General features: G+C 32.6%; 17 protein-coding genes. 7 read left to right on the top strand and 10 right to left on the bottom strand.

The genetic code is table 11. From position 1 onward, the window contains the following. The first annotated feature begins 20 nt into the window (after positions 1-20). Complete coding sequence (locus CLU81_RS20710) at positions 21-1,139, top strand: GNAT family N-acetyltransferase (RefSeq protein WP_099711539.1); 1,119 nt, start codon at positions 21-23, stop codon at positions 1,137-1,139. 89 nt (positions 1,140-1,228) lie between these two features. Here the strand turns inward: CLU81_RS20710 and CLU81_RS20705 are convergent, their stop codons facing one another. Both CLU81_RS20705 and CLU81_RS20700 read right to left on the bottom strand, forming a co-directional pair. Next, positions 1,229-1,702, bottom strand: a complete 474-nt coding sequence (locus tag CLU81_RS20705) for a hypothetical protein (protein ID WP_099711538.1) — start codon at positions 1,700-1,702, stop codon at positions 1,229-1,231. 118 nt (positions 1,703-1,820) lie between these two features. Next, positions 1,821-3,083 carry a pyridoxal phosphate-dependent aminotransferase family protein gene (locus CLU81_RS20700; RefSeq protein WP_099711537.1) on the bottom strand — a complete coding sequence of 421 codons (1,263 nt, stop codon included), beginning with the start codon at positions 3,081-3,083 and terminating at the stop codon, positions 1,821-1,823. 292 nt (positions 3,084-3,375) lie between these two features. On the opposite strand from CLU81_RS20700, the gene nirK reads away from it, so the two are divergent. From nirK to CLU81_RS20685, 3 genes are read left to right on the top strand one after another with little or no spacing between them, the layout of a single operon-like run. Continuing rightward, positions 3,376-4,824 carry a copper-containing nitrite reductase gene (gene nirK, locus CLU81_RS20695; RefSeq protein ID WP_099711536.1) on the top strand — a complete coding sequence of 483 codons (1,449 nt, stop codon included), beginning with the start codon at positions 3,376-3,378 and terminating at the stop codon, positions 4,822-4,824. A gap of 13 nt (positions 4,825-4,837) precedes the next feature. Then, a complete protein-coding gene (locus tag CLU81_RS20690) occupies positions 4,838-5,608 on the top strand; it encodes a formylglycine-generating enzyme family protein (RefSeq protein ID WP_099711535.1) in 771 nt (256 codons plus the stop codon). An 18-nt stretch (positions 5,609-5,626) separates the two neighbouring features. Then, complete coding sequence (locus CLU81_RS20685; RefSeq protein ID WP_099711534.1) at positions 5,627-6,229, top strand: SCO family protein; 603 nt, start codon at positions 5,627-5,629, stop codon at positions 6,227-6,229. 36 nt (positions 6,230-6,265) lie between these two features. On the opposite strand, the gene CLU81_RS20680 is transcribed toward CLU81_RS20685, so the two are convergent. The 4 genes from CLU81_RS20680 to CLU81_RS20665 form a co-directional block, all read right to left on the bottom strand. Next, positions 6,266-7,489, bottom strand: a complete 1,224-nt coding sequence (locus tag CLU81_RS20680; protein WP_099711533.1) for a hypothetical protein — start codon at positions 7,487-7,489, stop codon at positions 6,266-6,268. Between the two features lie 99 nt (positions 7,490-7,588). Continuing rightward, on the bottom strand, positions 7,589-8,311 hold the full coding sequence (gene ric / locus CLU81_RS20675; protein ID WP_099711532.1) for an iron-sulfur cluster repair di-iron protein: 723 nt from the start codon (positions 8,309-8,311) through the stop codon (positions 7,589-7,591). A 109-nt stretch (positions 8,312-8,420) separates the two neighbouring features. Beyond that, on the bottom strand, positions 8,421-8,936 hold the full coding sequence (gene azu / locus CLU81_RS20670) for an azurin (RefSeq protein ID WP_099711531.1): 516 nt from the start codon (positions 8,934-8,936) through the stop codon (positions 8,421-8,423). A 26-nt stretch (positions 8,937-8,962) separates the two neighbouring features. Beyond that, positions 8,963-9,412: an Rrf2 family transcriptional regulator gene (locus CLU81_RS20665; RefSeq protein WP_099711530.1), complete on the bottom strand. Its 450-nt coding sequence runs from the start codon at positions 9,410-9,412 to the stop codon at positions 8,963-8,965. Positions 9,413-9,612: 200 nt separating this feature from the next. Between CLU81_RS20665 and CLU81_RS20660 the strand changes: the two genes are divergently transcribed. Both CLU81_RS20660 and CLU81_RS20655 read left to right on the top strand, forming a co-directional pair. Continuing rightward, complete coding sequence (locus CLU81_RS20660) at positions 9,613-10,398, top strand: NYN domain-containing protein (protein WP_099711529.1); 786 nt, start codon at positions 9,613-9,615, stop codon at positions 10,396-10,398. A gap of 35 nt (positions 10,399-10,433) precedes the next feature. Then, positions 10,434-11,945, top strand: a complete 1,512-nt coding sequence (locus CLU81_RS20655; protein ID WP_099711528.1) for an FMN-binding glutamate synthase family protein — start codon at positions 10,434-10,436, stop codon at positions 11,943-11,945. 76 nt (positions 11,946-12,021) lie between these two features. Here CLU81_RS20655 and CLU81_RS20650 read toward each other — a convergent pair whose 3' ends face one another. The 3 genes from CLU81_RS20650 to CLU81_RS20640 form a co-directional block, all read right to left on the bottom strand. After that, positions 12,022-12,459, bottom strand: a complete 438-nt coding sequence (locus CLU81_RS20650) for a hypothetical protein (protein WP_099711527.1) — start codon at positions 12,457-12,459, stop codon at positions 12,022-12,024. Between the two features lie 199 nt (positions 12,460-12,658). Then, positions 12,659-13,063 (bottom strand): hypothetical protein, encoded by a 405-nt coding sequence (locus tag CLU81_RS20645; protein ID WP_099711526.1) that lies wholly within the window; start codon positions 13,061-13,063, stop codon positions 12,659-12,661. A 6-nt stretch (positions 13,064-13,069) separates the two neighbouring features. Continuing rightward, positions 13,070-14,248, bottom strand: a complete 1,179-nt coding sequence (locus CLU81_RS20640; protein ID WP_099711525.1) for a glycoside hydrolase family 88 protein — start codon at positions 14,246-14,248, stop codon at positions 13,070-13,072. Positions 14,249-14,370: 122 nt separating this feature from the next. Between CLU81_RS20640 and CLU81_RS20635 the strand changes: the two genes are divergently transcribed. Next, positions 14,371-14,745 carry a DUF2809 domain-containing protein gene (locus CLU81_RS20635; RefSeq protein ID WP_233209740.1) on the top strand — a complete coding sequence of 125 codons (375 nt, stop codon included), beginning with the start codon at positions 14,371-14,373 and terminating at the stop codon, positions 14,743-14,745. A gap of 265 nt (positions 14,746-15,010) precedes the next feature. Here the strand turns inward: CLU81_RS20635 and CLU81_RS20630 are convergent, their stop codons facing one another. Then, positions 15,011-16,789, bottom strand: coding sequence for an ABC transporter ATP-binding protein (locus tag CLU81_RS20630; RefSeq protein ID WP_099711523.1), 1,779 nt, complete (start codon positions 16,787-16,789; stop codon positions 15,011-15,013). Between the last annotated feature and the right edge of the window lie 12 nt (positions 16,790-16,801).

Here is a 16,801-nt window from a genome sequence, read left to right as displayed (position 1 = left end):
CACATTATAATACCATTTGAATGATTACAATAAAAGAAGCCAAGTCTAAAAAAGAAATAACCGAGTATATAAAATTTCCGTTTTCGTTATACAAAGACAATCCATATTGGGTTCCGCCTATAATTGCAGATGAATTAGAATCATTTGACAAAACAAAAAACCCTGCTTTTGATAGTGCCGAAGCTTATTTTTATCTGGCATACAAAAACAATGAAATCGTTGGTAGAATTACGGCTATTATAAATTGGTCTGAAGTTAATAATCAACACAAAAGGAAAGTTCGTTTTGGCTGGTTTGATGTTATTGACGATATCGAAGTTACAAAAGCTTTATTGGACAAAGTTTATGAATTAGGAAGACAGCACAATCTTGAACACGTTGAAGGCCCAATGGGATTCTCAAATCTGGATAAAGTTGGAGTTCTTACAGAAGGTTACGACCAAATGGGAACGATGATTACATGGTACAATAATCCGTATTATGTAACTCATTTTGAAGAATTAGGCTTCAAAATGGAAAAAGAATATATAGAAAGTATATTTCCTTTTTCGAACGTTAAACCTGAATTTTTCTTGAAAGCGCAAGAATTAATCAAGAAAAGATACGGTTTGCGTGCTCTGACTTTCACTAAGACAAAAGATATTATGCCACATGTGGACAAAATGTTTGATTTGTTTAATGAATCTTATGCAAGTTTAGCTTCGTTTGTGGCTATTTCAGATGTTCAGAAAGAGTATTTTAAAAAGAAATACATCAGTTTTATCAATCCGGAATACATCAAATTTGTGGTTGATAAAGATGATAACTTGGTTGCTTTTAGCATTGTAATGCCAAGTTTTTCTGAAGCTTTACAAAAAGCAAAAGGAAAGTTATTCCCATTTGGATTTATTCATTTATTGAAAGCTCGTAAAAAGAGTAAAGATGTTGTTTTTTACCTTATCGGAGTTCATCCTGATTACCAAAACAAAGGTGTTACAGCGATTATCTTTGATGAATATTTTAAAACTTTCTCTGAAAAAGGAATCCAGAATTGCATCAGAACACCGGAATTAGCAGAAAACACAGCGATTCATTTATTATGGAAAAACTTTGATCCAAAAGTTCATTGCAGAAGAAAAACATATTTAAAATATCTATAAATAATTATTTAAAAAATACAAAAAATCCCATTCAACGTATTGAATGGGATTTCTTTTTGCTACAATTTTTTTATTTCTTTATTTCTTTATTATTGAGGACAATCAACTTTTGTCAAAGTATTTTTTGCGTCAAATTTTAATTTCTTTTTATCTTTAAAAGTTACTTTATTATTTGCATCTACTACATCTCCATATCCTTCAATTAGAGTTCCGTCTTTTTGTAAAAAAACTACTTCTCGAACAGATGAAACTCCTTCAGATACAAAAGTATAATCTGCAACCAAGGTATCACCTTTCATGTTTCCTATTAAAGTTCCTTCGTTTTTATCTTTTCCGGTTAAGTTGTAACTTAATTTTCCATTTACTTCCTGATGTGAATTTACATTAAAACTCAATGCAACGATATTACCATTTAATCTCGATGCAAAACACTGATCTCCCGCTGGCTCTACAACCTCAGCTTCTTTTGGAGGATCTGGCATAATTTCAGGTGCAGGCTCTGCCTTTTTGCAAGAAACTAAAACAACTAAAATAATTACTGTTATTGCTAATACTTTTTTCATAATGCTATTTTTTACTGTGGTTTACAAATATAAATTTACTTTAAATAAAAAAAATCCATTCGCATAACGAATGGATTTTTTTACATAATTCCCATATTAGGAATTTATTTTCTAGAAATTAAGCATCTAAATCAACTGTAGTTCTGCTTGCAATTTCTTTATAAGTACCGTTTTCTAATTTTTCACGAATAGCTTCAAATGCTGTTAACGTTTCGTCGATATCAGCTAAAGTATGTGAAGTTGTTGGAATCATTCTCAACAAAATAATTCCTTTTGGAATTACAGGATAAATTACAATCGACAAGAAAATACCGTAGTTTTCTCTTAAATCGTTTACCATTACCATTGCTTCAGGAACACTTCCTTGTAAATAAACTGGTGTTACGCAAGTATTTGTATCTCCAATATTGAAGTTTCTAGAACGTAATCCGTTTTGTAATGCATTTACATTTTCCCAAAGTTTATCTTTCAATTCCGGGTGATTACGCAATAACTCTAAACGTTTCAAAGAACCAATTGTTTGAATCATTGGCAATGCTTTTGCAAACATTTGAGAACGTAAATTATATTTTAAATAATCAATAATATCTTGATCTGCAGCTACAAAAGCTCCAATATTAGCCATTGATTTTGCAAACGTAGAGAAATAAACATCAATACCATCCTGAACTCCTTGCTCCTCACCTGCTCCAGCTCCTGTTTTACCAAGAGTACCAAAACCGTGTGCATCATCAACTAATAAACGGAAATTATATTTTTCTTTTAAAGCAACAATTTCTTTTAATTTTCCTTGTTGTCCTCTCATTCCAAAAACACCTTCTGTAATAAAAAGAATTCCACCACCTGTTTCTGTAGCCATTTTAGTAGCACGTTGCAGGTTTTTTTCCATACTTTCAAGATCATTGTGTTTGTATGTAAAACGTTTACCCATATGCAAACGAACACCATCAATAATACAAGCATGAGAATCTACATCATAAACAATAATATCATTTTTAGTTACTAAAGCATCAATAATAGACACCATTCCCTGATAACCAAAATTCAATAAATAAGCAGCTGGTTTCATTACAAACTCAGCCAATTCATTTTCTAATTGTTCATGGTATTTAGTATGTCCTGACATCATACGAGCTCCCATTGGGTAAGCTGCACCGTATTGTGTTGCAGCATCAATATCCGCCTGACGAACCTCCGGATGATTTGCAAGACCTAAATAGTCATTCAAACTCCAATTTAAAATATCTTTTCCACCAAATTTCATTCTTGGACCAAGTTCTCCTTCTAATTTAGGGAATACAAAATACCCCTCAGCTTGTGAAGCCCATTTTCCTAATGGCCCTTTATTGTTCTGAATTCTTTCGAATAAATCTTTTACCATAAATATATTTTGAAGTAATAATTTTTATTTATACAGGGTGCAAAAATAATGATTATTATTCTAAAATAGAGTCAGGTAATTATTTTTATTAAAAAATATTGCCATCAGGGACTTCCCAGAAAAAAAGCCAGTTAAATCTAAATCTCTTTTATGAGATTAAACTTTCAAAAAAGAATAATTACACTTAAAAGAGCACTTAAAAAGTAAGCAATACATGACTTTTATCATAATAAAAGACAAAATTGTCTTTTATATTTACTTCAGATTTAAACTAAAATAAAACCAAATTATCATGAAAAAGAAGTACAAAATTTCAAGTCAAATCAGAATCTTTTTTTTTACCATTTGTACAATAATGATTGTATCATCCTGTAAAAAAGAAACAACTCCAAGCGATTACACTAAAATCATTACAGACGGACAAATGGAAGCCGAACTTACGGCACCACCTAAAGTTCCTAAACCTATTGGCAATAGATCTGCCATGAAACTAAAGGTTAATATGGAAATAAAAGAACAGGAAGGTATCATGACCGATGGTGTAAAATATACCTACTGGACATTTGGTGGTTCTGTACCCGGAAGCTTCATTAGAACCCGTGTTGGAGACGAAGTTGAGTTTCATTTAAAGAATCATCCTGATAATAAATTACCTCATAATATTGACTTACATGCCGTTACTGGTCCTGGCGGTGGTGCAAGTTCTTCATTGGTCGCTCCGGGTCATGAAAAGGTATTTAGTTTTAAAGTAATAAATCCTGGCTTATATGTATATCATTGCGCGACTGCACCTGTAGGAATGCACATTGCGAACGGAATGTATGGTTTAATTTTGGTCGAACCAGAAGGCGGACTTCCTCCAGTTGACAAAGAATATTATGTGATGCAAGGTGATTTTTATACGCAAGGCGAATATGGAGCAAAAGGACTTCAGCCTTTTGATATGAACAAAGCAGTTAAAGAAACTCCTGATTATGTAGTTTTTAACGGAAAAGTAGGTTCGCTTACTAATGGAAATGAGCTTACCGCAAAAGTAGGCGAAACAGTACGATTATTTGTTGGAAATGGCGGTCCAAACTTAGTTTCCTCTTTTCACGTTATTGGCGAAATATTCGATAATGTTCATGTAGAAGGTGGCGCATTAATCAACAAAAATGTTCAAACTACTTTAATTCCAGCCGGTGGTTCAGCTATTGTTGATTTTAAAGTCGAGACTCCGGGAAATTTTATCATAGTAGATCACTCCATATTTAGAGCATTTAATAAAGGTGCTTTAGGAATTCTGAAAGTTGAAGGTAACGAAAATAAAAAGATTTATTCAGGAACAATCCAAGAAGGAATCTATTTGCCTGAAGGCGGAACAATCCAGAATATGCCTGTAGTCAAAACAGCAAAAACAGCAATTCCTAAGAGAACAATCGCTGAGAAAATTAAAATTGGAAAAGAAATATTCGGGACAACCTGTTTTGCCTGCCATCAATCTGAAGGACAAGGAATTCCGCATGCTTTCCCTCCACTTGCAAAATCAGATTATCTAAACGCTGATTCTAAACGTGCTATTAAAACAATTTTACATGGTTTAAGTGGGGAAGTAACCGTAAACGGGGAAAAATTTAACAGCATTATGCCAGCGCAAAACTTATCTGATGATGAAATTGCCAATGTTATGACTTACATCTATAACAGTTGGGGAAATAATAAAACTGAAGTAACTCCTGAAATGGTAAAATCCCAACGATAATAGCAGCAATAATATGCGAAAAAGCATTTTAATTATTATTCTTTTCCTTGCTCAAATTCCATCTATAAATGGGCAGGAATCGAGAATGGTTCCGATAAAAGAGGGCACTTTTGTCCCTCTTTACGGAGCTACAGCAAAAAAACCGGTAAACGTTAGATCGTTCTATATTGATGTCTATCCTATAACGAATAGCGAGTATTTGAGCTTTATTAAAAAGAATCCAAGCTTTAGTAAATCCAAAATAAAAGGAATTTTTGCCGATAAAAGTTATTTATCTTATTGGAAGTCTGATTTTGATTTTGGAAATGCAAATCCTAAATCTCCTGTTGCAAATGTTTCATGGTTTGCTGCCAAAAAATATTGCGAATGTCAAGGAAAACGCTTACCAACAATGGATGAATGGGAATATGTGGCTATGGCCGATGAAAAAAAAATTGATGCCAGAACCAAAGCAGAATTCAACAAATACATTTTATCCTGGTATGAAAAATCAAAAACATACGAAAATCCAATAGGTAAAACCTTTCAAAATTATTGGGGCGTTTATGACATGCACGGATTAGTATGGGAATGGACCGCTGATTTTAACAGCATTTTTTTATCTGGAGAATCCAGAAAAGACAAAAGCCAAGACAAAAACCTTTTTTGCGGTGCCGCTTCTGTCAACGCAACAGATTTAATGGATTATGCTGCTTTTATGCGATATGCCTTTAGAGGAAGTCTTAAAGCGCAATATTCAACGCGAAATCTAGGATTTCGATGCGCCAGTACAACAAAACTATAATAACAAAATCATTCTAAAATGAAGAAATCAATAATTACGTTTTTTATTCTTCTCGTTACTTTACAAAGCTGTAAAGATTCTAAAAAAGAAGCAACTAAACCTGTAGCAAAAACCAAAGAGATCACAGATTTATCTATTTACAATTTGCCTTCACAATGGACTACTCAAGACGGAAAAAACATTGAACTCAAAAGTCTTAAAGGAAATGTCCTTGTTATGGTTATGATCTACACTTCCTGCAAAGCTGCTTGCCCAAGATTAGTCGCAGACATGAGAGATATTGAAAAAAAACTGGATCTGAAAACTAAAAAAAATGTCAAACTTATTCTGGTAAGCATTGATCCGAAAACAGATACTCCACAAAAATTAAAAGCGTTTGCAATAGCCAATAATATGAATCAAAACCCTTGGATCTTTCTTCGTTCTACAGAAGATAATACAAGAGAATTTGCTGCGGTTCTGGCCGTAAATTACAAACAAATATCTCCTATGGAATTTTCACATTCGAACATTATAAGCGTTTTTAATCCTGATGGCGAATTGATATTTCAGCAAGAAGGTTTGGGCGTAAATAATAATGAAACAATAGAAAGAATAAATCAAGAAGCTCAAAAAATATAGGTTAAAGGTTGATTCGTAAAAGAGCAAGAGAAGATTTTAATTAATTGACTCTTGCTTTTTTTTGCTCATTATTGAACTAATAATCAACATTAAACCACTGACTATAAAAACACTAGTTCCAAAAATACTTTCATAATATCCAAAAAGCAATCCTCTATTTTTATAAAAAAACAAACCTTGCAGAAACAATATTATTTCGGTTAGTACATATCCTAAAAAGAAAGATTTTATTCCAATTTTAAACCAATAAGATTGAGCTGATAAAAGTTTATTCTGAATCAGTATTCCCAATAAAAATCCTGTTATGATTCCCAAAGTTGTTAAATGAATAAATCCAATAACCCAATTTCTTATTTGATGCGAAACCTCAGCAAGATCTGGAAATACCAACATTAATTGTATTCCGATTTTTAGAAATAGAGACCATAATGCTAAACCGTAAACCCATTTCGCTGTCGAATCTAAACTTGTTTTAAACTCATTTATTTGAGGTTTAAGCATATTGTAGAAATAAACAAAAGACAGCAATTGCAACAGAACTCCAAATGTATTAATTGCTTTTAAAATATTACTTTTAACGTACCAACTTATAGGAAATGCAACGGTAAAAAAAGTAGCGAGAATAAGTAATACCCAAAATGTTTTAAACTCATTTACAGCTATTTTACTTTTAAATTGTTTTAGAAACAAAGCCAAAACTGCAAATAAAAACCAACCATTAAATTGAAAATGCAGAAAAAACTGAATTGCAATTTGATAAAAAGAACTTTGTTTTCCCATCATATTTATTGCTGGCCCTAAACACCAAACTCCAAAAGTGGAAAAAACCATGAACAAAATTGCCGTCTGCAAAAGTTTTTTATCGCACGTTCTACCAATAGAACAATCTTGCCAAACCAACCAGCAAAAAACATAACTCAATAAAATATGCAACGTCGAAAATACAATCGAAAACAAAGCATATCCCTGAATTGGAAAAGAAATCATCATTCCGATAACGCTAAATTCAGTAATCCAGAATAATTGACTGTAAATTGGTTTCTGACTTTTATTTTTCGGAATAAAAAAATGAACAACCAAAACGTAAATCATCAAATAAACCCAACCCAACATTGCAACATGAGAATGTGCATGAAGCAGATAAATATAATTTATACTTTCTAACGGGAATAAATATGAAAAACGCATCAACAATCCGATAACTGACGCTATCAGAAAATTAAAAAAGCAGCAAATAATCCAACTTCTTTGAGAACTCATATCGATTTAGTTTTATTTCTTTTAAATAAAAATGCACCAAAAGCAATCAATTTTAATATGATTCAATTAGTGCATTTTCTTAATTACAATTTTTTATTTTTACGCGAACTCTGCTTCTAAAATTACAGCTTTTGGAAACAAAATATTGTTCTCAAGATGAATATGTTTATGCAAATCTTCTTCAAACTCTTTTAGCATTGCAAAAGTTACTTTATAAGTTGTACATCCGTCGCTTGGCGGAGTATAATTATTGGTCAAAAGTGCAATTTCTCTAAAACGTTCTCCTTCATTATCATGTTCCTGCATCATCATCGCAATTGGATTTGACACAGTTCCAAAAGAGGGTTGAGATAAAACTCCGTTAGATTCTTTGGTTTTTACCATTCTTTTGATAAAAGGAAATAGCATCAATTCTTCTTTTTTCATATGTTGTGAAAGCTCGCCTGCTCCTGCCGTAAACAATTCATTGATCTTAAACAATTCCGGATGACCTGAACCATGAACACTACATAATTTATCCAAAAACTTAACAAGAACACCCGTTTTATCTTCGACATAACGATGATGGGTTTTCTCGATATAATCTACTAACAAATCTAAAGGCCATGAATTAAAATCTATTGTATTACCACTTTCAGATTGAAGAACATCGTAGACATTTTGCAATAATACATCTGCGTCTATTTTTTGTTTTTCGCAAACCTCATCAATCGTTCTGTTGCCTTTACAGCAAAAATCGATTTGATATTTTGTAAATACTGCAGCTGTTCTAAAATCCTGTGCTACAAATGAACCAACTGTTTTATTTTTTAAATTTTCCATTCTACTTTTTATTTAATTATTATTTACTTGAAAATACAATAAAAGACAATTTTATCTTTTATTGCAATATTAAAAAACTCTAGCACTCAAAAGCATTAGAGTTTATACTTTATTCTACTATTAAAACGCCTTTCATCATAGCAAAATGCCCTGGAAAAGTACATAAAAAGTTATAAGTTCCTTTTTTATCAATGGTAAACTCGATTGTATCCTCTTCACCTCCGCCAAGTAATTTAGTATGAGCAACAATTGAGGCTTTTTCTGAAGCAGGAATATAATCCGTGTCTTTTGCAGTAATTGCTTTTGCAGCAAAAGCAGCTTCATCTGTACCTTCTTGCAAAATCACTACATTATGTCCCATCGCTACTTTTGGCGTTTGTCCAACGTGTTTTAGCGTTAACGTAATTGGTTTTCCGGCAACAGCGTGCAATTCTGTTTTATCAAACTGCATTTGGTCATTTCCTTCTATAACAATAACATTGCTTACAGCCGGAGTTTCTCCTTCGCCAGTTGGTTCACAAACTTCTGTTTGATCATCTGTTGGCGTTGTTTCTTTTTTTCCGCAAGAAGTTATTGCTAAAGCTCCCATTAGCATTACCATCGAAATTTTGACTTTTTTATTCATTATATAAGTATTTAAATTATAATCTTTTATTCGCTTTTATTCAATATTTTTAAATAAAAATCTCCTGAATTTACTCCCGAAGCCAACTGTTCTAATGTTGTATTGGTGAGCATTGCCAATAACAATTCGCGGATTTTTTTAAAGTCATTATGAACCGGACAAGGATGCGTTTCTGAGCATTCTTTTAGTCCAATACCGCAACCTTTATATATAGTGTCTCCATCAATGGCGTCGACAATCTGAATTAACTTTATCGTTTTTACAGCTTCATTCGAAACTTCAAAACCACCGCCTACTCCTTTTGCCGAAACAATGATATTATTCTTGGTAAGAATCTGCATTATTTTGGCCGTAAAAGGTTCCGGAGAATCAATTTCTTTTGCCACATCTTTTATTCCAACTCGAATCCCTTCTGAAGATTTGGTTGCAATAAATATAGAAGCCCGAATGCCGTACTCACACGCTTTTGAAAACATATAAAAAGGATTAAATTCATTACAAATATATTTAAACCTTTATTAAAAGACAAATTTATCTTTAATTAGTTTTTATAAAAAATATCTTATTTATAATCAAAATAATTAATATCCGTAAAAAGACTTATTTAAGATCAAATTCCCATAAAACCAATTTTAGTTTTACCTTTGGAAGTATCTAATTTTTTAATACATAAATAATGGCTTTAAGCAACTCCAAAGATTTAAAATTAGCCGTTCTTATTGATGCCGACAACGTTCCATACAGCAACGTAAAAGGTATGATGGAAGAAATAACAAAGTTTGGAACACCAACCACAAAACGTATTTATGCAGACTGGACTAAACCGAATTCTAACGGTTGGAAAGGTGTTTTACTAGAACATGCCATTACTCCTATTCAACAATATAGTTATACTGTTGGGAAAAATTCCTCAGATTCTGCTCTGATTATTGATGCAATGGATTTGCTTTATTCCGGTAAACTGGATGGTTTTTGTATTGTTTCAAGCGACAGTGATTTCACCCGTTTAGCGATTCGATTGAGAGAATCCGGTATGAAAGTTATTGGTATTGGAGAAAAGAAAACTCCAAACTCCTTTATAGTTGCCTGTGACAGGTTTATATACATTGAGGTTTTGGATGGAGCAATTCAGAAGAAAAAACCAAAAGTAACGACTACTACAACAGATGCTAAAAAACCGGTTGAGAAACCTGCCGAAAAAGCGTTGCATAAAATCGATAAACAAACTATTGAACTTATTGAAGCCACAATCGAAGATATTGAAGACGATGATGGCTGGGCATTCTTAGGCGATGTTGGGAACTTAATCGTAAAGAAAAAACCAGAATTTGACCCAAGAAATTATGGTTTTTCTAAGCTTACGCCAATGCTAAAATCGTTGACCGATATTCTTGAAATCGACGAAAGAGAATCTGATAAGAAAGGCATTAAACATGTTTACGTTAGATTACGATTCAATTAATTACTAATATTATTACCTATTAAAATTTTGAAAACATGAGAAAAAAATTCTTTATCTACGGATTCTTATTGTTTCTAATTGTTGCAGCAACGTATTATTATACTGATCGCGGTTTTTTACTGGTTATTATCATACCAATACTTTTGGTTATTGGTGTTTATAATGCACTTCAGAAAAAGCATGCCATTTTAAGAAATTTTCCTGTTTTAGGATATTTCAGATATTTGTTTGAAATGATTGCACCAGAAATTCAGCAATATTTTATCGAAAGATCTACTGACGGAAAACCTTTCTCCAGAAATCAACGTTCTTTAGTATATCAAAGAGCCAAAAATATAGATTCAAGTACGCCATTTGGAACACAGCAAAATCTAAATCATGACAGTTATGAAGGTATAAAACATTCTATTTTTCCGGCAAAAGTAAACGAAGAATTACCTCGTGTATTAGTTGGAGGAAAAGATTGTAAACAACCATATTTGGCTTCTTTATTTAATGTATCAGCGATGAGTTTTGGTTCGCTTAGCGAAAATGCAGTTCGTGCCATTAATATTGGTGCTAAAAAAGGAAACTTCTATCAAAATACAGGAGAAGGTGGTTTAACCGAATTTCATCTTGCCGGCGGTGGCGATATTACCTGGCAAATTGGTACAGGATATTTTGGTTGTCGTGATGCTCAAGGAAATTTTAGTCCTGAAAATTTTTCAGAAAAAGCCAATCTTCCTAATGTTAAAATGATTGAAATTAAGCTTTCGCAAGGTGCAAAACCTGGTCACGGTGGTGTACTTCCGGCAGCTAAAAATACAGAACAAATTGCAAAAATAAGAGGCGTTGAACCTCACACCATGATTCTTTCGCCTCCAGGTCATCATGCTTTTTCAGACATAAAAGGACTTATTCGTTTTATTGCTCAATTGCGTGAATTATCAAATGGAAAACCAATTGGATTCAAACTTTGTATTGGAAACACAGTCGAATTTGAAGCGATTTGCCACGAAATGATTGCCGAAGATATCTTCCCTGATTTCATAACTATTGATGGTGCCGAAGGAGGAACCGGAGCTGCTCCGCTAGAATTTGCAGATGGTGTTGGAATGCCTTTTGAGCCTGCTTTAATATTTGTAAACAAAACTCTGATTCGCTTAAATATCCGTGATAAAATACGCATTATTGGTAGTGGAAAAATCATTTCGGGTTATTCTATTTTGCATGCAATCGCTTTAGGAGCAGATATGTGTAATAGTGCACGTGGTTTTATGTTTTCGCTAGGCTGTATTCAGGCATTACGTTGTCACAATAATGAATGTCCAACGGGAGTTGCCACTCAAAATAAAATGCTGATGAAAGGTTTGGTTGTCACCGATAAATCAGATCGTGTTTATCATTTTCATAAAAACACACTACATTCTGCAAACGAACTTTTGGCTGCAGCCGGCAAAAAGAGCTTCTCAGATGTTGACCCTAGTATTTTCATGCGTGGAGACGAATTTGCGCATCTATCAGACCTTTATTTTCCTGATATTCTAACAAATGTTACGAAACATTAAACATAAAAAAAGCCTCTTTGAAATTTAACAAAGAGGCTTTTTTGTTTAGAATTATGTATTACAACTTTATTTCAAATTAAAGTTTCGCCGTTTCTTTACCAGTTGTTGCAGCAGCTTTACCTTCTAAAACAGCCAATTCTTCTTTATCTACCAATTGCTGTGCAAGGATAATATTATTATAAGATAAAAAGTACACATCAAACTTTACTCCTTCTTCGATTAATTCCGGAGAAATCTGATCATTTTTAATCATTTCTTTCAGCAAACCCGGAAAAGTCTCCTGATAAGCCAGTTTGTTTGCAGGTGTACCTTCTAAATTAGTTTCAATTCTTATTTCAATCTTATTGTCATTCAAAAATGCTTTGGCACTTGTACTAACTACATTTCCACCTTTTATAGAAGATGTAGTATTATAATTGCTCACATGTTCCTGAATTTTTTGCTTCGTGTTTTTACAACTTACAAGCAACAATACAAATGCAAAAAGAAATGCGATTTGGGTAATTTTTTTCATAATTTTTTGGTTTTTAGGTTATTTTTTAACTCAAACATAACAAACTTATAACACAAAAACAACATTCGTTATAAAAAATAAAAAATATAATTATTTGACTACAACTTAATTAGAACCAAAATTCAAAAGTAGTATTAAAAACAAAAAAAAGTCCCTTTAAAAAATTAAAGAGACTTTTTAATAAACATAAATCGACTTGTTATTTCATTAATTCAGCCAATTCTTCCTTATTAATTATCTTTTTTGCCAAAACTGTATTATCATCGGCCAAAAAATACACATCAAATTGCACTCCTTCCTCAATTAATTCTTTAGGAATCTGATCCTTCTTTATCATATCACTTAACAATTTAGGAAACACAATATTCGACGCTATTTTATTAGGTTCTTCTTGTTTTAAATCAGTTTCAAAACGCAATTCAATTTTATTGTCATTTATATATCCTCTCGCAGTTGTAAGCGTCACATGATCAGCCTTAAAACTTTTGGCAGCAGCATTATAAGAAACAACATATTCCTGAAGTTTTTGTTTTGTGTTCTTGCAGCTAATCAGCATCAAAACCACCATAATAGCAAACGAGATTTGGCTTATTTTTCTAATCATAATATTTTATTTTAGTTTCTGAAGTCTTAAAAGTGCTTCAAGATAATAATAATCTGCATAATTTATAGAACAATCAATTTCACTTCCGGCTGGTTTATGTCCTGTCGAATGAAGCAAAAAAGCTGAGTTTACATCATGACTTTGATAATGATCTGAAAGTGAAATAATCATTTTTTTAGACTTCGTTAAATATTCACTTTTCAAAGTTTTATCTTTTGTATAAGAACTCAATTCAATAAGTGCCGAAGATACAATAGCCGCCGCCGAAGCATCTCTTGGCTCATTTGGAATTCCCGGTGCATTAAAATCCCAATACGGAATTAAATCATCCGTTTTCAATCTATCCAGATATACGCGTGCTAATTTATGAGCAAAATCTAAAAATTTAGGATCTTTTGTCTCTCTGTAAACCATCGTAAAGCCATAAATCGCCCACGCCTGACCTCTCGCCCACATACTATCGTCGCTGTAACCCTGGGCTGTAATTCCTTTTATTTTCTTACCGGTTTCATAGTCATAAATCAATACATGATACGCCGAATTATCAGGTCTAAAATGGTTATTCATGGTAGTTTCGGCGTGTTTGACAGCAATATCATACAACTCTTTATTTCCTCCGTTTTTAGAAGCCCAAAAAAGCAATTCTAAATTCATCATATTGTCTATAATCGTATTATGTCCACCATATTTATTATGCGGCCATGATAAAATAGTTCCAACTTTTGGATTAAAAAGTGTTGCCAAAGTATCGGCAGTTTTTAGGATAACATCTTTATAAGCGGGATTTTTAGTCAAACGATATCCATTTCCAAAACTATTAAAAATCTGAAAACCCAAATCATGATCATTTGCTTTGCTTACAGACAATGGTTTTAAAAACTCACTGAATTTATCGGCTTCTTTTTCCCATTTTTTATCTCCAGTTGCTTCATATAAATACCACAATTCTCCCGGCCAAAAACCACTCGTCCAATCTTTATAATCAACAAATTTCCATTCTTTGCTTCCTGTTGGAATACTTCTGGGAGAAGTTCCATCATTCGGAATCACTTTTAAAGTCTCAGAAGCCTGAGTTGCGCAATATTCAAACTGCTTTTTAATATTAAAGGAATTATCTTTTTGAGAATAACTTATATTTCCCAAAAGAAATAAAGTCAAAATCAGCGCTGTAAATCTTGTATTCATGTGGTTATTTTTTGATAGTAGTTTATAGAATTGATAAATTTATAAAATAAGTCGAACCAATCCGAATCTTTGTATTTTTGTTTACCCAAAAAAGTACAAACGATACCAACTAAAACTGAAACTTGAAAAAATCCAGAATCTATTATTCCATTTTATTTCTAATGACGATTTTTCTTGGAATCATGTCAAGAAAAATTCCTCAAGTACCTTTAATTATTGGCGATTTTCTATATGCTGTTATGATTTACTTCTTAATAAGAATCCTATTTCCGGAGAAGAAAATCTTATACATTATAATTACTCCTTTATTAATATGTTACAGCATCGAGTTTCTACAACTCTATCAAGGAAACTGGATGATAGGACTTAGAAAAACCCTTTTTGGAAGATATGTTCTTGGACAAGGCTTTCTGTGGAGTGATATTCTGGCTTATACGTTTGGAATTGTTGTTGTTTCTAGTATTGAAAGAATTGTTTTAAAATACAAAGCTTTATAAAGCATTAACTTTATCAAACTCTTTACGCTCTTGTAAATCTGACAGGTTTTAAAAACCTGTCGGGTTTAGCGCAAACCTCGCAATCATAATCAACAATCTTGTCATTGCGAGGAACGAAGCAACCACACTAAGAAGAGTTATTGAGAGATTAAGCAAGTGAGATTGCTTCGTTCCTCGCAAAGACCAATCTTTGTCGAGCTACTTACGGAGATTCTTCGTTCCTCAGAATGACAAAGATTGGCGATTACAATTACCATAAGACAAATTAATCAAGTGTCTGCGTTATTTTATCAATATTCAAACTATTTGCCATTGCAGTAAAGATGTCATAATACACAGATTTGTTATCGTAAAGTTCATCATGCGCACCTTGTTCGATACATTTTCCTTTTTCTAGAACTATAATATGTGAAGCATCGATAATTTGAGAAATACTATGCGAAATAATAATTACCGTTCTGTCTTTTTTTATTGCGTCTAATGATTTCTTAATTTGCTCTGTTGCAATTGCATCTAAACTTGCTGTAGGCTCATCTAAAAAAATAATTGGCGGATTCTTTAGAAACAATCTTGCAATCGCGATTCGTTGTTGTTGTCCGCCGGAAAGCAAATGCGCATCAGAATCATAACCTTTTGGCAACTGCATTACTTGTTCATGAATGTAAGCTTGTTTTGCCGCGTCTATAATCTCAGTTTCTGTGGCTTCAGGATTTCCGTAGAGAATATTTTCTGCTACTGTGCCTTTAAAAATGTGATTTTTCTGCAAAACTAATCCAATATTTTTTCGCAGAAAATCAGTATCATAATCGTTTAAGTCAACTCCATCTAAATAAATTTTCCCTGAAGACGGCAAATAAAACTTATCCAATAAATTAATAACGGTACTTTTTCCGGCGCCGCTTAAACCAACCAAAGCGGTTGTTTCATTGGGTTTTATAGTGAAATTAATATCCGAAAGTGCTTTGGTTCCATTTGGATAAGCAAAATCAACATTTTTGACTTCGATCAATCCAATAATTTTTTCAGGAATATAAGTTCCGCTGGTTTCTTTTTCATTTTCTGATTCTAAAATATCGAAGAAACCTTCTGAATAAATCAAGGCGTCATTTACTTCATCATAAATACGATGCAATTGCCTGATTGGTGACGAAACATTATTAAACAGCATAATATGAAACATGATCGCGCCAATTGTCATTTTATTATTCAAAACAAAATAAGCAGTAAGTATGATGATAATTACAACGCCTATTTGTTCAATAAAACCTTTAATGCTTTCAAAAATAAAACTGGTTTTTCTTGTCGCCAATTGATTTTCGGTCATCTCAAATTGAATTTTCTGATGGCGATCTGCTTCCATTGGTTCTCGCACAAAGGATTTAATTACCGTTATGGATTCAATTAAACTAATGATTCCGTTATTCTTTGTTTCGCGATAATTACGCATTCTTCTTCTAAAGCCACTTAATTTACTGGCTTGTAATTGGCTAACATAAAAATAAATTGGGATAATAAATAAACTCACCAAACCGACATAAAAATTGGCATAAAACATCAAGATCAAAGCCACAAACGCATTGGCAAACAATGGCATAATATCAATGAAGAAATTCTGAACCAATTTTGTCAAACTACTGATTCCTAAATCAATTCGGGTTTGAAGTTTTCCGCTTTCATTTTCGCCTGACGTATAAAATTCCATTCTATAGCTTAGAATTTTCTCTACAATGGTTTGCGAAATATCTCGGGTTATAAAGATTCGTAGTTTTTCTCCATAGAATTTCTGTCCAAATTGTACTACTGAATAAATCAATTCTTTAGAAAGCAAAACAATACTTATTATACCTAATAAATGAAATCCTTTAGATAATGGTTCATGCGCCACCATTAAATTACTAATCGTATCAACGGTATATTTTAATATCAATGCATTTACCTGTGCTGCAAATGAGCCCAAAAAAGTTAGCAGCAGCGTTGCAATTACCATTTTTCGATAGGGTCTGACGAAAGGCGTAATTTTTTTATATAGTGCGGATATCTCCATTTATTTTTATTT

Source organism: Flavobacterium sp. 9 (assembly GCF_002754195.1).
Classification (GTDB): domain Bacteria; phylum Bacteroidota; class Bacteroidia; order Flavobacteriales; family Flavobacteriaceae; genus Flavobacterium.
This window is presented reverse-complemented; position numbering and strand designations above follow the sequence as displayed.

Bases quoted from the DNA above. Each gene is read 5' to 3' on its own strand.
- CLU81_RS20710 (WP_099711539.1), top strand. From the start codon at position 21: ATGATTACAATAAAAGAAGCCAAGTCTAAAAAAGAAATAACCGAGTAT.
- CLU81_RS20705 (WP_099711538.1), bottom strand. From the start codon at position 1,702: ATGAAAAAAGTATTAGCAATAACAGTAATTATTTTAGTTGTTTTAGTT.
- CLU81_RS20700 (WP_099711537.1), bottom strand. From the start codon at position 3,083: ATGGTAAAAGATTTATTCGAAAGAATTCAGAACAATAAAGGGCCATTA.
- nirK (WP_099711536.1), top strand. From the start codon at position 3,376: ATGAAAAAGAAGTACAAAATTTCAAGTCAAATCAGAATCTTTTTTTTT.
- CLU81_RS20690 (WP_099711535.1), top strand. From the start codon at position 4,838: ATGCGAAAAAGCATTTTAATTATTATTCTTTTCCTTGCTCAAATTCCA.
- CLU81_RS20685 (WP_099711534.1), top strand. From the start codon at position 5,627: ATGAAGAAATCAATAATTACGTTTTTTATTCTTCTCGTTACTTTACAA.
- CLU81_RS20680 (WP_099711533.1), bottom strand. From the start codon at position 7,489: ATGAGTTCTCAAAGAAGTTGGATTATTTGCTGCTTTTTTAATTTTCTG.
- ric (WP_099711532.1), bottom strand. From the start codon at position 8,311: ATGGAAAATTTAAAAAATAAAACAGTTGGTTCATTTGTAGCACAGGAT.
- azu (WP_099711531.1), bottom strand. From the start codon at position 8,936: ATGAATAAAAAAGTCAAAATTTCGATGGTAATGCTAATGGGAGCTTTA.
- CLU81_RS20665 (WP_099711530.1), bottom strand. From the start codon at position 9,412: ATGTTTTCAAAAGCGTGTGAGTACGGCATTCGGGCTTCTATATTTATT.
- CLU81_RS20660 (WP_099711529.1), top strand. From the start codon at position 9,613: ATGGCTTTAAGCAACTCCAAAGATTTAAAATTAGCCGTTCTTATTGAT.
- CLU81_RS20655 (WP_099711528.1), top strand. From the start codon at position 10,434: ATGAGAAAAAAATTCTTTATCTACGGATTCTTATTGTTTCTAATTGTT.
- CLU81_RS20650 (WP_099711527.1), bottom strand. From the start codon at position 12,459: ATGAAAAAAATTACCCAAATCGCATTTCTTTTTGCATTTGTATTGTTG.
- CLU81_RS20645 (WP_099711526.1), bottom strand. From the start codon at position 13,063: ATGATTAGAAAAATAAGCCAAATCTCGTTTGCTATTATGGTGGTTTTG.
- CLU81_RS20640 (WP_099711525.1), bottom strand. From the start codon at position 14,248: ATGAATACAAGATTTACAGCGCTGATTTTGACTTTATTTCTTTTGGGA.
- CLU81_RS20630 (WP_099711523.1), bottom strand. From the start codon at position 16,789: ATGGAGATATCCGCACTATATAAAAAAATTACGCCTTTCGTCAGACCC.